General features: G+C 61.7%; 16 protein-coding genes and 1 tRNA gene. 8 read left to right on the top strand and 9 right to left on the bottom strand.

Translation table 11 applies throughout. The annotated features are described in order from the left end of the window. The first annotated feature begins 18 nt into the window (after positions 1 to 18). Positions 19 to 1,590, top strand: a complete 1,572-nt coding sequence (locus RAK1035_RS18200) for a GMC family oxidoreductase (RefSeq protein WP_008282573.1) — start codon at positions 19 to 21, stop codon at positions 1,588 to 1,590. 72 nt (positions 1,591 to 1,662) lie between these two features. On the opposite strand, the gene RAK1035_RS18205 is transcribed toward RAK1035_RS18200, so the two are convergent. From RAK1035_RS18205 to hisF, 3 genes are read right to left on the bottom strand one after another with little or no spacing between them, the layout of a single operon-like run. Then, entirely contained in the window at positions 1,663 to 1,953 is a 291-nt protein-coding gene (locus tag RAK1035_RS18205) for a Dabb family protein (RefSeq protein ID WP_008282574.1), read from the bottom strand. Between the two features lie 3 nt (positions 1,954 to 1,956). Beyond that, entirely contained in the window at positions 1,957 to 2,271 is a 315-nt protein-coding gene (locus RAK1035_RS18210; protein WP_008282575.1) for a phosphoribosyl-ATP diphosphatase, read from the bottom strand. After that, the gene (hisF, locus tag RAK1035_RS18215; protein WP_008282576.1) at positions 2,268 to 3,032 is read right to left on the bottom strand and encodes an imidazole glycerol phosphate synthase subunit HisF; all 765 of its coding nucleotides are present in this window, start codon (positions 3,030 to 3,032) and stop codon (positions 2,268 to 2,270) included. The genes RAK1035_RS18210 and hisF overlap by 4 nt, the downstream gene beginning before the upstream one ends. A gap of 102 nt (positions 3,033 to 3,134) precedes the next feature. On the opposite strand from hisF, the gene RAK1035_RS18220 reads away from it, so the two are divergent. After that, positions 3,135 to 3,587 (top strand): DUF302 domain-containing protein, encoded by a 453-nt coding sequence (locus RAK1035_RS18220; protein ID WP_008282577.1) that lies wholly within the window; start codon positions 3,135 to 3,137, stop codon positions 3,585 to 3,587. Between the two features lie 19 nt (positions 3,588 to 3,606). Here the strand turns inward: RAK1035_RS18220 and hisA are convergent, their stop codons facing one another. Further along, complete coding sequence (gene hisA, locus RAK1035_RS18225; protein ID WP_037298551.1) at positions 3,607 to 4,329, bottom strand: 1-(5-phosphoribosyl)-5-[(5-phosphoribosylamino)methylideneamino]imidazole-4-carboxamide isomerase; 723 nt, start codon at positions 4,327 to 4,329, stop codon at positions 3,607 to 3,609. Positions 4,330 to 4,465: 136 nt separating this feature from the next. On the opposite strand from hisA, the gene RAK1035_RS18230 reads away from it, so the two are divergent. Next, a complete protein-coding gene (locus tag RAK1035_RS18230; RefSeq protein WP_008282579.1) occupies positions 4,466 to 4,855 on the top strand; it encodes a DUF2147 domain-containing protein in 390 nt (129 codons plus the stop codon). 46 nt (positions 4,856 to 4,901) lie between these two features. Here the strand turns inward: RAK1035_RS18230 and RAK1035_RS18235 are convergent, their stop codons facing one another. The 4 genes from RAK1035_RS18235 to RAK1035_RS18250 all read right to left on the bottom strand — a co-directional run bounded on the left by RAK1035_RS18235 (position 4,902) and on the right by RAK1035_RS18250 (position 7,261). Further along, positions 4,902 to 5,834 (bottom strand): glutaminase, encoded by a 933-nt coding sequence (locus RAK1035_RS18235; RefSeq protein WP_008282580.1) that lies wholly within the window; start codon positions 5,832 to 5,834, stop codon positions 4,902 to 4,904. Beyond that, positions 5,835 to 6,473 (bottom strand): imidazole glycerol phosphate synthase subunit HisH, encoded by a 639-nt coding sequence (hisH, locus tag RAK1035_RS18240; protein ID WP_008282581.1) that lies wholly within the window; start codon positions 6,471 to 6,473, stop codon positions 5,835 to 5,837. Between the two features lie 3 nt (positions 6,474 to 6,476). Continuing rightward, positions 6,477 to 7,064, bottom strand: coding sequence for an imidazoleglycerol-phosphate dehydratase HisB (hisB, locus tag RAK1035_RS18245; RefSeq protein WP_008282582.1), 588 nt, complete (start codon positions 7,062 to 7,064; stop codon positions 6,477 to 6,479). A gap of 122 nt (positions 7,065 to 7,186) precedes the next feature. Further along, positions 7,187 to 7,261, bottom strand: a tRNA-Gly gene (locus RAK1035_RS18250). 211 nt (positions 7,262 to 7,472) lie between these two features. Between RAK1035_RS18250 and RAK1035_RS18255 the strand changes: the two genes are divergently transcribed. After that, positions 7,473 to 7,799, top strand: a complete 327-nt coding sequence (locus RAK1035_RS18255) for a DUF1330 domain-containing protein (protein WP_008282583.1) — start codon at positions 7,473 to 7,475, stop codon at positions 7,797 to 7,799. A gap of 19 nt (positions 7,800 to 7,818) precedes the next feature. Here the strand turns inward: RAK1035_RS18255 and RAK1035_RS18260 are convergent, their stop codons facing one another. Beyond that, a complete protein-coding gene (locus tag RAK1035_RS18260; protein ID WP_008282584.1) occupies positions 7,819 to 8,766 on the bottom strand; it encodes an L-threonylcarbamoyladenylate synthase in 948 nt (315 codons plus the stop codon). Between the two features lie 137 nt (positions 8,767 to 8,903). Between RAK1035_RS18260 and RAK1035_RS18265 the strand changes: the two genes are divergently transcribed. The 4 genes from RAK1035_RS18265 (at position 8,904) to RAK1035_RS18280 (ending at position 12,357) form a co-directional block, all read left to right on the top strand. Continuing rightward, positions 8,904 to 10,622 carry an acyl-CoA dehydrogenase gene (locus tag RAK1035_RS18265; protein WP_008282585.1) on the top strand — a complete coding sequence of 573 codons (1,719 nt, stop codon included), beginning with the start codon at positions 8,904 to 8,906 and terminating at the stop codon, positions 10,620 to 10,622. Further along, on the top strand, positions 10,622 to 11,665 hold the full coding sequence (locus RAK1035_RS18270) for an MBL fold metallo-hydrolase (protein ID WP_037298553.1): 1,044 nt from the start codon (positions 10,622 to 10,624) through the stop codon (positions 11,663 to 11,665). Before RAK1035_RS18265 ends, RAK1035_RS18270 begins: the two co-directional genes overlap by 1 nt. 14 nt (positions 11,666 to 11,679) lie before the next feature. Then, positions 11,680 to 12,132 carry a hypothetical protein gene (locus tag RAK1035_RS18275; protein ID WP_008282587.1) on the top strand — a complete coding sequence of 151 codons (453 nt, stop codon included), beginning with the start codon at positions 11,680 to 11,682 and terminating at the stop codon, positions 12,130 to 12,132. 90 nt (positions 12,133 to 12,222) lie between these two features. After that, the gene (locus RAK1035_RS18280) at positions 12,223 to 12,357 is read left to right on the top strand and encodes an aa3-type cytochrome c oxidase subunit IV (RefSeq protein ID WP_008282588.1); all 135 of its coding nucleotides are present in this window, start codon (positions 12,223 to 12,225) and stop codon (positions 12,355 to 12,357) included. Positions 12,358 to 12,372 lie beyond the last annotated feature (15 nt).

The raw sequence follows: 12,372 nt of genomic DNA on the forward strand, positions 1-12,372 counted from the left end.
ATCTAGGGAGGAAAGACTATGGCTGCACCTTTTGATTTTAACGACGACTCTGTGATCGTCGTCATCGGCACTGGCGCGGGCGGCGGTGTGCTGTCCAACGAACTGGCGCAACGCGGCGTGTCCGTTGTGGCGCTTGAGGCGGGCGGGCGCTATCTGCCCGAGGATTACATCAACGACGAATGGGAAAGTTTCGGCCAACTGGCATGGCTCGACCCACGCACGACGTCGGGCGACTGGCGCGTGGCCAAGGATTTTTCCGGCCTGCCCGCTTGGATCGTCAAGGCCGTTGGCGGCACCACGACCCATTGGGCCGGGGCTTCGATCCGCTTTCAGGACCATGAATGGAAGGCCAAGACCAATTACGGACCGGTGCAAGGGGCAAACCTGCTCGACTGGCCCATCGACGGGGCCGAAATGGAACCCTGGTATGATCTGGCCGAAAAAAAGCTGGGCGTGACCCAAACCAACAATCTGGCCGGACTGCCCGGCAACAATAACTACAAAGTGTTCGAGGCAGGCGCCAAGGCGCTTGGCTATAAGGAAGTGCACACCGGACGCATGGCCATCAACTCTGAGGAATATGACGGGCGCATGGCCTGCCAGCAGACAGGGTTCTGCTTTCAGGGCTGCAAATGGGGTGCGAAATGGTCCGCAGCCTATACCGATATTCCGCGCGGCGAGGCCACTGGCAATCTCGAGGTGCGCTCGAAGGCGCATGTCGCACGCATCCTGCATGATGACAGCGGCAAAGTGACGGGTGTCGAGTATTTCGACGAAGCGGGCAACCTTCAGATGCAAAAGGCGCGTGCCGTTTGCGTCGCGGGCAACTCGTTCGAATCTCCGCGCCTGCTCTTGAATTCCGCCTCGTCGATGTTCCCCGATGGGCTGGCCAATTCTTCGGGTCAGGTGGGGCGCAACTACATGCGCCACATGACCGGATCGGTCTACGGCGTGTTCGACAAGCCGGTGAAGATGTGGCGCGGCACGACCATGGCAGGCATCATTCAGGACGAATCGCGCCACGATCCTTCGCGCGGCTTCGTCGGTGGCTACGAGCTGGAAACGCTGGCCCTAGGCTTGCCCTTCATGGCAGCGTTCCTCGATCCGGGATCTTGGGGCCGCGAATTCACCACCGCCCTCGACGCATACGAGAACATGGCGGGGATGTGGATCGTCGGCGAGGATATGCCGCAGGAAACCAACCGCGTCACGCTCAACCATGACGTCAAGGATCAATGGGGCTTGCCGGTGGCAAACGTGCATTTCTCCGATCACCCCAATGACATCGCGATGCGCAACCACGCCTACAAACAAGGCGCGGCAGTCTACGAGGCGGTCGGTGCCACCCGCACCTTCCCGACGCCGCCCTACCCCTCGACCCATAATCTTGGGACCAACCGCATGTCGGAAAATCCACGCGACGGGGTGGTGAACAAATGGGGTCAAACCCATGACATTCCCAACCTCTTCGTCTCGGATGGCTCGCAATTCACCACTGGCGCGGCAGAAAATCCGACGCTGACGATCGTGGCATTGGCCATCCGGCAGGCGGATCACATCGCAGGTGAGATGTCACGCGGCAACCTTTAAAGGACGCCCCGTCCCTCCCCCGGCACCTCAACTCTCCCCGAGTGTGCCGGGGGATATGGGCCAGTTTGGCCGTTAGTCTGACTTGAAATCCGCAGCAATGCGCAACTCGCGCAGGGGGCGGACAAGGGCGATACAATCGGCATAGATCGGATCGGCCTTATACGCGGCAAGGGCCGCCTCATCCGCGAATTCTGCATAGACCACCAGATCCACCTGAGCGCCCGCGATCACATCGCTTTGAAGATTGCGCCCCACTTCGAAATGCGACGAATGCGGTATCTGCGCCAGCATCATCAGGCCTGTGCGAATACGGTCGATATCGTCCGGGTTGGTGGCGGAAAAGAATACAATATGGCGGATCATGTCTCAGTCTTTCGAGCGGGAGGCTTTTTCTGCAAGGCCAGAGATGCCCTGACGACGGGCAAGTTCAGCCATGACATCAGATAGGGCGACGTCGCGCGATTGCAGCATCACCAGCAAGTGAAAGAGCACATCCGCCGCCTCAGAGGTCAGACGCGCGCGGTCGCCTTTGACCGCTTCAATGATCGCCTCAATGGCCTCTTCGCCGAATTTCTCGGCGCATTTTTCCGGGCCTTTGGCCAAGAGTTTGGCGGTCCAACTGCTTTCGGGATCGGCGGCAGCGCGCGCGGCGATGATACGGGCAAGATCGTCGAGGGTCATGCCGCCAGCCTCATGGGAATGCCTGCGGCAGCCATATGTGCCTTGGCCTCGGCAATCGTGTAGGTGCCGAAGTGAAAGATCGAGGCGGCAAGCACCGCCGAGGCATGCCCCTCTGTGACGCCCTCTACCAGATGATCAAGCGTGCCCACACCGCCACTTGCGATCACGGGAATATCCACCGCATCGGCAATCGCCCGCGTGAGCGGCAGGTTGAACCCGGCGCGCGTGCCATCGCGGTCCATTGAGGTCAGCAAGATTTCCCCTGCCCCTTTGGCCGCGACAAGACGGGCAAATTCCACAGCGTCAATGCCTGTAGATTTGCGCCCGCCATGGGTGAAAATCTCCCATTTGCCGGGGCTTACGGTCTTGGCGTCGATGGCCACTACAATGCACTGGCTGCCAAACTGATCGGCGGCGCGCGCCACAACATCAGGATCGGCCACAGCGGCAGAATTGAAGCTGACCTTGTCCGCCCCCGCCAGCAAAAGCGCGCGCACATCCTGCGCGCTCCGCACCCCACCGCCGACGGTCAGCGGGATATAACAGGCCTCGGCGGTGCGACGCACTACGTCGAACATGGTGCCGCGATTCTCATGCGTGGCGTGGATATCGAGGAAACACAGCTCATCCGCCCCCGCCGCATCATAGGCGCGCGCCGCATCGACCGGATCACCCGCATCCTGCAAATCGACAAAGTTTACGCCCTTGACCACACGGCCATCGGCGACATCGAGACAGGGGATGATACGGGTCTTGAGCATATTACCGCTGTTACAGGAATTTCACGCCGTTGTTTATGGGCAAATCAGTTAACATGCCAGAGGATAAGACCCATATTAGCGTTGCAATTGAAGGAGTTTACCATGAAGCGTTTTCTTGTCGCCGCCGCGATGACCCTGACCGCCCTGCCCGCCCTTGCCAGTAACGATGACATCATTAAGGTGAAATCCACCAGCGATGTTGCCACCACCATGGACCGGCTTGAGGCTGCTGTGACGGGGGCCGGGGCCACGGTCTTTGCCCGGGTCGATCACGCAGCGGGCGCGGCCTCTGTGGACCTCGCGCTTGATCCCTCTCAGCTCTTGATCTTCGGCAACCCTAAAATGGGCACTGCGGCGATGCAGGATGACCCGGTAGCGGGGCTTTTCCTGCCGCTGAAGGTGCTGGTTTATCAAAACGCCGCAGGCGAGACATGGCTCGCCTATCATGACCCCGAGGATATGTTCGATGACACGACCATCAACGATGACGCCGCGTATATCAAGATGATGACCGGCGCGCTTGGCAAGCTGACGGCTGCGGCGGCAGGGCAGTAAGCAACCGCTCTGGCTGCGCTCAGCCCCTGAGCGTGGCCAAGGCCGCCCCAAGGTCGAGCGCCCCATCATAAAGCGCGCGGCCCGAAATCGCCCCATCAAGCGCCACGCCACAATCGCGCAAGGCGATCAGATCATCCAGCGACGACACCCCCCCCGAAGCAATCACCGGAATATTGACCGCCCGGGCCAAGGCCGCTGTCGCCTCGATATTGGGCCCCTGCATGGCCCCATCACGGTTGATGTCCGTGTAAATGAGTGCAGACACCCCGGCATCCTCAAAGGATTTCGCCAAATCTGTTGCGTCAACATCGGTCTCTGTGGCCCATCCCTTGGTTGCCACCCGGCCATTCCGCGCGTCGATGCCGACCGCCACATGCCCCGGAAAGGCGCGCGCAGCTTCGCGCACGAGGGTGGGGTTCTCTACCGCCACAGTCCCCAGAATGACGCGCGCCAACCCCTTGTCGAGCCAGGCTTCGATGGTGGCCATATCGCGAATTCCGCCGCCCAGTTGTGCAGGGACCTTGCACCGCGCAAGAATCGCCTCAACCGGGGCCGCATTGACCGGAACCCCGACAAAAGCGCCGTTGAGGTCCACGAGATGCAGCCACTCGCAGCCCGCCGCGACAAATTCCAACGCCTGCGCCGCCGGATCTTCGTTGAACACCGTGGCAGCGCCCATATCGCCCCGCAAGAGACGCACGGCCTTGCCGTCCTTAAGATCGATAGCAGGGTAGAGGATCATTGCGCCGGGCCTTTCATCTGTAATGTCCGTGCGATTTGGCATGCACAGGCGGGAAATGCAACGCGACCCGACGTCAGACTTGATTTGTGCCGCAGCCGTGGCACAGGGTTTTCGCGGATGTCAGGGAGGATCAGACATGCGTAAACTCGTGATGATGACAGCGGTATTCACGTTGGGTGCCGGAATGGCGATGGCAGAGCCGCTCTTGGGCACATGGCGCACCGCCAAGGATGACAACGGCCATTCTGGCCTGATCGAGGTCGCCCCTTGCGGCGCAAAACTCTGCGGCACGCTGGTCAAATCCTTCGATGAAGCCGGCAAGGAAATGCAGAGCAAGAATATCGGCCGCAAGATCATTTCCGAAACGGCCCCCACCGGCGGCGGAGAATACAAGGGCAAGGTCTATTCGCCCGACCGTGACAAGACCTATAATTCCAAGCTGCAACTCTCGGGGGATACGCTCTCGGTCAGCGGCTGCGTTCTGGGTATCTGCCGCGATGGCGGCACCTGGCAAAAGGTCAAGTAACGGCCACAAGGCCCGACTTGGGGCAGATGCGGCGCATCTGTCCCGATCACGTCGGCCCGAATACCGACCATCCCGTGCGTGCGGCCAGCTGCTCCATCGCCTCGGTGCCCAGCTTGGAATTGCCATAGTGATTAAGGCCCGGCGACCAGACCGCAATCGCCGCGACACCCGGCACCACCGACAGAATACCACCCCCCACCCCGCTCTTGCCCGGCAGCCCCACGCGGAAGGCGTAGTCGCCCGATCCGTCATAATGCCCGCAGGTCATCATCAGCGCGTTGATACGGCGGATGCGGGCCTGTGACACCAACCGTGGTGCCCCTGCCCCGCCCACCAGAAAAAGTCCGGCATTGGCCAATTGCGCGCAAGTCATCTCGACCGCGCATTGATGGAAATACGTGCCAAGTGTCAACTCTGGCGGATTTTTCAGATTGCCATGCGACAGAAGGTAATGCGCGAGGGCGAAATTGCGGTGGCCCGTGGCGATTTCAGAACGTGCGACGCGCTCGTTGATATGGATCGCCTCATCCCCCGCCGCCGCGCGAATGAACCGCAAAAGCGCGCCAAGGGTCTCGCGCGGGGTTGCCCCTTGCAGCACCGCATCGGTGGTCACAATTGCGCCTGCGTTGATGAACGGATTGCGCGGATAACCCTTTTCCAACTCCAAAAGCAGCATCGAGTCAAACGAATGCCCCGACGGCTCGCGCCCGACGCGCGACCAAAGCCGGTCACCCAGCTTGCCAAGCGCCAAGGCCAGCATGAATACCTTGGACACGGACTGAATCGAAAATGGCACCTGCGCGTCGCCCGCCATCACCGTCGGCTGACCGGGGCGCGCAATGGCGATGCCGAATTGGTCTGGATCGACGCCTGCCAACTCCGGGATGTAATCCGCCACCTTGCCCCGGTTCTCAGAGGCGCGGGCAACTTCGGTGATCTCGTCCAGAAGCGGTTGCAGCGGGGGCAATGCCTGCGCCATTCAGGGTTTCCAGCGCAGGAAGTTCGCAATCATGCGCAGGCCGGTTTGCTGGCTTTTCTCTGGGTGAAACTGCGTGCCCACAATCGTATCGCGCCCGACCACGGCCGTGATGGCCCCGGCATAGTCGACATGCGCCAGCAAATGCGCGGGGTCCTCGACCCGGAACTGATAGGAATGCACGAAATAGGCATGATCGCCGGTGCTGATCCCGTCAAAGATCGGATGCGGGTTGTCGATGACCAGATCGTTCCAGCCCATATGCGGCACCTTCAGCGCCGGGTCTGAGGGGGCGATTGCCTCAACCGTTCCGCGGATCCAGTCGAAGCCGGCGGTTTCCTCATATTCAAGCCCGCGCGTGGCCAGCATCTGCATACCGATGCAAATCCCCATAAAGGGGCGCGCATGGGTGATCACCGCCTCTTCAATGGCCTCGAACACGCCGCGATGGTCATAGAGCGCGCGCCGACAGGCCGGAAAGGCCCCATCCCCCGGCAGCACGATCCGCGTCGCCGCGCGGATCACATCGGGGTCAGAGGTCACGATCACGGCCCCGGCCCCTGTCTCTTGCGCCATACGCTCGAACGCCTTTTGGGCCGAGTGCAGATTGCCGCTCTCGTAGTCAACAATGACGGTGGTCATGGGTTACAGGCTGCCCTTGGTCGAGGGAATCGCATCCGCCTTGCGTGGGTCGGTCTCGACCGCTTCGCGCAGGGCACGGGCCACCGCCTTGAACGCCGCCTCGGCCATATGGTGACTGTTGATCCCGTGTAGCGCATCGACATGCAGGGTAATCCCGCCATGGGTGCTGAGCGCCTGAAAGAATTCGCGCACCAATTCAGTGTCGAAGGTGCCGATTTTGGCCGTGGGCAGGTTCATGTTCCATACCAGATAGGGCCGCCCCGACAAATCAAGCGCAGCCCGCACGAGCGCGTCATCCATCGGCAAGAGACAGGCCCCGTAGCGCCGGATGCCACGCTTGTCCCCAAGCGCTTGGCTCAGCGCCTGTCCAAGGGCGATGCCCACATCCTCGACCGTGTGGTGATCGTCGATATGCAGATCGCCTGCACATCGCACGGTCATGTCGATCAGCGAATGCCGCGCGAGTTGATCCAGCATGTGATCAAAGAACCCCACGCCGGTCTGATTGTCATAACGACCGCTGCCGTCGAGATTGATCTCAACGCTGATGTCGGTCTCGGCCGTTTTCCGGGTGAGTGTGGCGCTGCGCATGGGGCCTCCGTCAAGCTTTGGTGGCTCTATACTGCGACCCGTGGCGCAGGCCAAGCCTCAAGCGCGGATTGTCCCGATCCCCCCGGCGGATCGCTCCAAATTTCTTTAATTTTAAGGAAATTTGGAGCGGGCGAGGCGATTCGAACGCCCGACCCTAACCTTGGCAAGGTTATGCTCTACCCCTGAGCTACGCCCGCATCCTTGGGTGAGGCGTGATCTATAAACTCTGGCGCGCGGCTGCAAGAGGAAAATTCGCGGCACCCGGAAAAATTTTACAATGGCCTCCGCCCGGCGCGGCTGCGACCTAAGTAGGAGCGTCAAAACGCCCTGCCCCCGCGCCGGGCGTGTTAGGGTTTGCGGGCATTTGGGCCGTGGGGGATGGTGGCCCTTCACATCAGGAGAAAGCACATGCCAGCCTATCTTATCGCGCAGGTCAAAATCACCGATGACGCCTGGGTCCCTGACTACGCGGCCCTCACCCATGATATCGCTGCCAAACATGGCGGGCGCTATCTGTCACGCAGTGCCAATATCGAGACGCTGGAAGGCGCGGCACCAGACACCACGCTGATCGCCCTGATCGCGTTCCCCTCGGCTGAGGCCGCTCGCGCCTTTGCGCATGATCCCGATTACGCACCACTGGCGAAGGCCCGGCAAGCGGGCAGCGAAGGGCATTTCTGGGTGATCGACGATACCGATGCCGCAGGCTCGATTCCCTATCTGCCCAAGGGCTGATCTGACCTCACGTTAGAGATCACGCGCCGCGCGGGGCCGCCGCACGGCGCAAGCGGTCATTGATGGCGCGCCCCAGTCCCACCTCTGGAATCGGAGAAACCGCAATCGGCGCGTCTCGGGCATCAAGCGCGTGAAGATGCCCAAAAAGATTGGCCGCCGCCTCGATCAGATCACCCGAGGGCGAGAGGTTCATGTCGGCGTCCACCGCACCAAACCCAAGTAAAAGCTCGCCCGCCCGCCGATCTTGGGCATTGAGGCGCACCGGCGCACCGGGCGCGTAATGCGATTGCAGCTGTCCCGGTGCGACCAGCGGATCACCCGCAACGTGACGTGCCAAGGGCATACCCAACGCGACCTCGATCGCCTCGACCGGCACGCCACCGGGCCGCAACAGGCAGGGTTCGCCTGCAAGACCCACAATGGTCGATTCCACGCCAACGGCACAGGCACCGCCCTCAATCACCCCTTCGATCCGCCCAGACAACCCCGCCAGCACATGCGCGGCCGTGGTCGGGCTGATCCGCCCCGAAGGATTGGCCGAGGGTGCCGCGACCGGACCGCCGAACGTGCTCAGCAGGCCACGCGCGACGGGATGCTCAGGCACGCGAATCGCCAATGTCGGCAGCTCTGCCGTCACAAGAGGCGAAAGGCCGGCATCGGCGCGCAGCGGCAATACAAGGGTCAACGGACCGGGCCAGAAGGCCGAAGCAAGGATTTCCGCCGCATCCGACCAAGTGACATAGCGCCGGGCCGCATCGTCACTTTCGACATGCACGATCAGCGGATTGAACCGGGGGCGCCCCTTGGCCTCGAATATCCGCGCCACAGCCCTATCGTCGCGCGCATCGGCACCCAACCCATAGACCGTCTCGGTCGGAAAGGCCACAAGCCCACCTGCAGACCAAATCGCAGAGGCCGTCGCAAATCCGGCGAGGTCCGCTTGCAATATTTCGGTTGCATTTGGCATATACGTCCCCTGACCTGACGCCGCGTTTTGGTTGCCGCCGCCGAACCTTCGGCTAATCTGACAATCAAGGCCGGATCACTACAGGCCTTCGTGACGGATGCCAAGCGACGCCGACGAGATGAAAAGGAAAACGGAACATGCCCTATCGCGCCCCGGTTGATGAGTATCGCTTTCTGTTCGATCACATTGTTGGTCTCTCCCATGTCGTCGACACCGACCGTTTCGCCGAAGCAACGCCCGACATGACCGCCGCGATTCTCTCTGAGGCTGCGCGCCTGTGCGAAGAAGTGCTCTATCCCCTGCAACGCAGTGGTGATCTGCATCCTGCCAAGCTGGAGAATGGGGTGGTGCGCACCTCGCCCGGCTACGCCGATGGCTACCGCGCGATTGCCGATGGCGGCTGGGTGTCGATCAGCGCGCATCCCGATCATGGCGGAATGGGCCTGCCGATGACGGTGACGACCGCCGTAAACGAGATGATGTCTTCTGCCTGCCTCTCGCTGCAACTTAACCCGCTGATGACCCAAGGCCAGATCGAGGCGCTGGAACATCACGCCTCCGACCATCTCAAGGCCACCTACCTGCCCAAGCTGGTCAGCGGCGCGTGGGCGGGAACCATGAACCTGACCGAACCGCAGGCCGGATCGGATGTGGGCGCGCTCCGCTCCAAGGCCGAACCGATGGGCGACGGCACCTATGCCGTGACTGGGCAAAAGATTTACATCTCGTGGGGCGACAACGACTTTACCGAAAACGTCTGCCACCTCGTGCTTGCGCGTCTGCCCGATGGCGTGCCGGGAACCAAAGGTATCAGCCTTTTTCTGGTGCCCAAGTTCATTCCAGACGAAAACGGCGCTCCGGGCAAGCAAAACAGCCTCAAGGTGGTCAGCCTTGAGCACAAGATGGGCCTGCACGGCAGCCCGACGGCGGTGATGCAATATGACGGCGCGATCGGATGGTTGGTGGGCGAAGCGCATGACGGCATGCGCGCCATGTTCACCATGATGAACAACGCCCGACTTGGGGTGGGTGGTCAGGGCATCGGCGTTGCCGAAGGTGCCTATCAACACGCACTCGCCTATGCGATGGATCGCAAACAGGGGCGCACGCCGGTTCAAGGTGGGTCGGGCAGCATTATCGAGCATGCAGATGTGCGCCGGATGCTGGCCACGATGAAGGCCGACATTTTTGCCGCCCGTGCCATTGCCCTTGCCTGCGCGCAGGCCATCGACATGCAGACCGCCACAGACAAGCCCCATTGGGCGGCGCGCGCAGCGTTTCTTACCCCGATTGCCAAGGCATTTGGCACCGATACCGGCATTGCAGTTGCCGAAATGGGGGTGCAGGTGCATGGCGGCATGGGCTTCATCGAAGAAACCGGGGCCGCGCAATATTCCCGCGATGTGCGCGTCACCGCGATCTACGAGGGCACCAACGGTATTCAGGCGATGGACCTCGCGGCGCGCAAGCTGATGGATGGCGGCGAGGCCGCCTATGCCCTGCTCGACGAGATCGAGGCACAGGCCGAGGCCGCCCGCGCCAGCCTGCCCGAACTGGCAGAACCCGTCTGGCAGGCCGCAGAGAGCCTGCGCGAGGCAGTGGACTGGATGCTTGGTCACCAAGACCTGAACCAGCGATTTGCCGGGGCGGCCCCGTTCCTGCGCGGCTTTGCAAGGGTCTTGGGCGGGCATTTCCACCTCAAGGCCGCCTTGACCGAAGCGGGCGACGGCCCGCGCACGCGTGTGGCGCGTTTCTATATCACGCGGCTATTGCCGGAACACGCCGGTCTCTTGGCCCATGCCACCCAAGGAGCAACCGATCTTTACGCCCTCACGCCCGAGGATTTCGCAGCCTGATGGATGGGGGAACGGTCATAGCTACGCCCTGGGACACGCCCCCCCCAAGTGGGTCTGCGACCGAAGTGGCGCCCGGTGTCCTTTGGCTGCGCCTGCCGTTGCCGATGGTGCTGGATCACGTCAATATCTACGCGCTGGATGAGGGTGATAGCTGGACCATCGTTGACACCGGCATTCATTCCAAGCGCAGCGTGGCCCTCTGGGAGGATATGCTAGCCGGTCCGCTCCAAGGCCGCCCGGTGCGCCGCGTGATCCTGACCCATCATCACCCCGATCATATCGGCATGGCGGGCTGGTTGATGGAGCGTTTCGGCGCAGAGCTTTGGGCCTCGCGCACGAGTTGGCTGATGGCGCGCATGCTGATCCTTGATGTCGAGGACAGCCCAACGCCGCAGGCCCTCGCCTTTTCACGGGCGGGCGGGATGGACCCTGACGTATACGAGGCCCGCAAGGCCGAGCGCCCCTATAATTTCTCAGACATCTGCGCCCCCATCCCGGTGGGCTATACCCGTATCCAAGAGGGGGATGTGATCCGCGCAGGCGGCTATGATTGGGATGTGCGGATGGGCGGGGGGCATGCCCCTGAACATGTCACGCTGTGGTCGCGGGCCGGCAATCTGGTTCTGGCCGGGGATCAAATCCTGCCCGGTATCAGCCCCAATGTCGGCGTTTATCCGACCGAGCCAGAGGCCGATCCGCTGGCCGACTGGCTGGCAGCCTGCGACCATCTGGCGGCCCATGCCCATGACGATCACCTCGTCTTGCCCGGACATAAACTGCCCTTTACCGGCCTGCCGTTTCGCATGCGGCAATTGCGGGACAATCACCATGGCGCACTCGACCGGCTGCGCGATTTTCTCAGCACGCCGCACACCGCCGCCGAGTGTTTCCCCCTGCTCTTCAAGCGCCAGATCGACCGGGGCACCTATGGTCTGGCGCTGGTCGAGGCCATTGCGCATCTCAACCACTTGCTGCACGCTGGTGAGGTAACCCGCTGGCGACGCGCCGACGAGGCGTGGCTCTGGCAAATCAAGGATCTCTGACAAGGGGCCGCCCCATGGAACAGACCATCCACACCACCGCCGACGCCGTTGAGGCCGACGCCATGCCCCGCGCGCATGAGGTGCATTCCGACCCGAACCAGCCCTGTATCGAAACAGCCGCTAACTCTCTGACCAATGGCGCAGGCCAGACCAAGAGCGCGGCGCAATGGGCCTATGAACGCCTGATTCTCTATATCCAGAACTTTGAGAAAACACTTGATGAGGCGCATGAGGTGGCCATGGGCTTTGCCGGGAGCGATAGCGGCGTGATCCGCATCGAAGGCATGGGCTATTTCGAGCCAGACATCCTGACGTTTTACGGACAGGATCAGATGGGTATGCGCACGCAACTGATCCAGCATGTCGGACAGCTTAGCGTGATGCTGCGCGCCCTTCCGAAACAGGTCGAGACAGCAGAGCCGAACCGGATCGGATTCCGCCTCGCCCAAGACCTTAACAAAGCCTGAGACCGCGACAGCTTGGGTGGTGACAGGCCCAGCCAAATGGGCTATCCAACGGCGGAATTTGAACGGAAGTCAGCAAGGGACACGCAGAACATGGCCGAGCACAAGCATGGTGAAATGAATATCGACGTTCAGGAAAAGACCTTTGATGGGTTCATCAAGTGGGTGACATATGTCGCAATCGCCTGCATCGTCCTGTTGCTCTTTATCGCTGCGGTCAACGGCTGATCTTGCGGTTCGGCT

The sequence above is a fragment of the Roseovarius sp. AK1035 genome (assembly GCF_003288315.1).
Classification (GTDB): Bacteria; Pseudomonadota; Alphaproteobacteria; order Rhodobacterales; family Rhodobacteraceae; genus Roseovarius; species Roseovarius mucosus_A.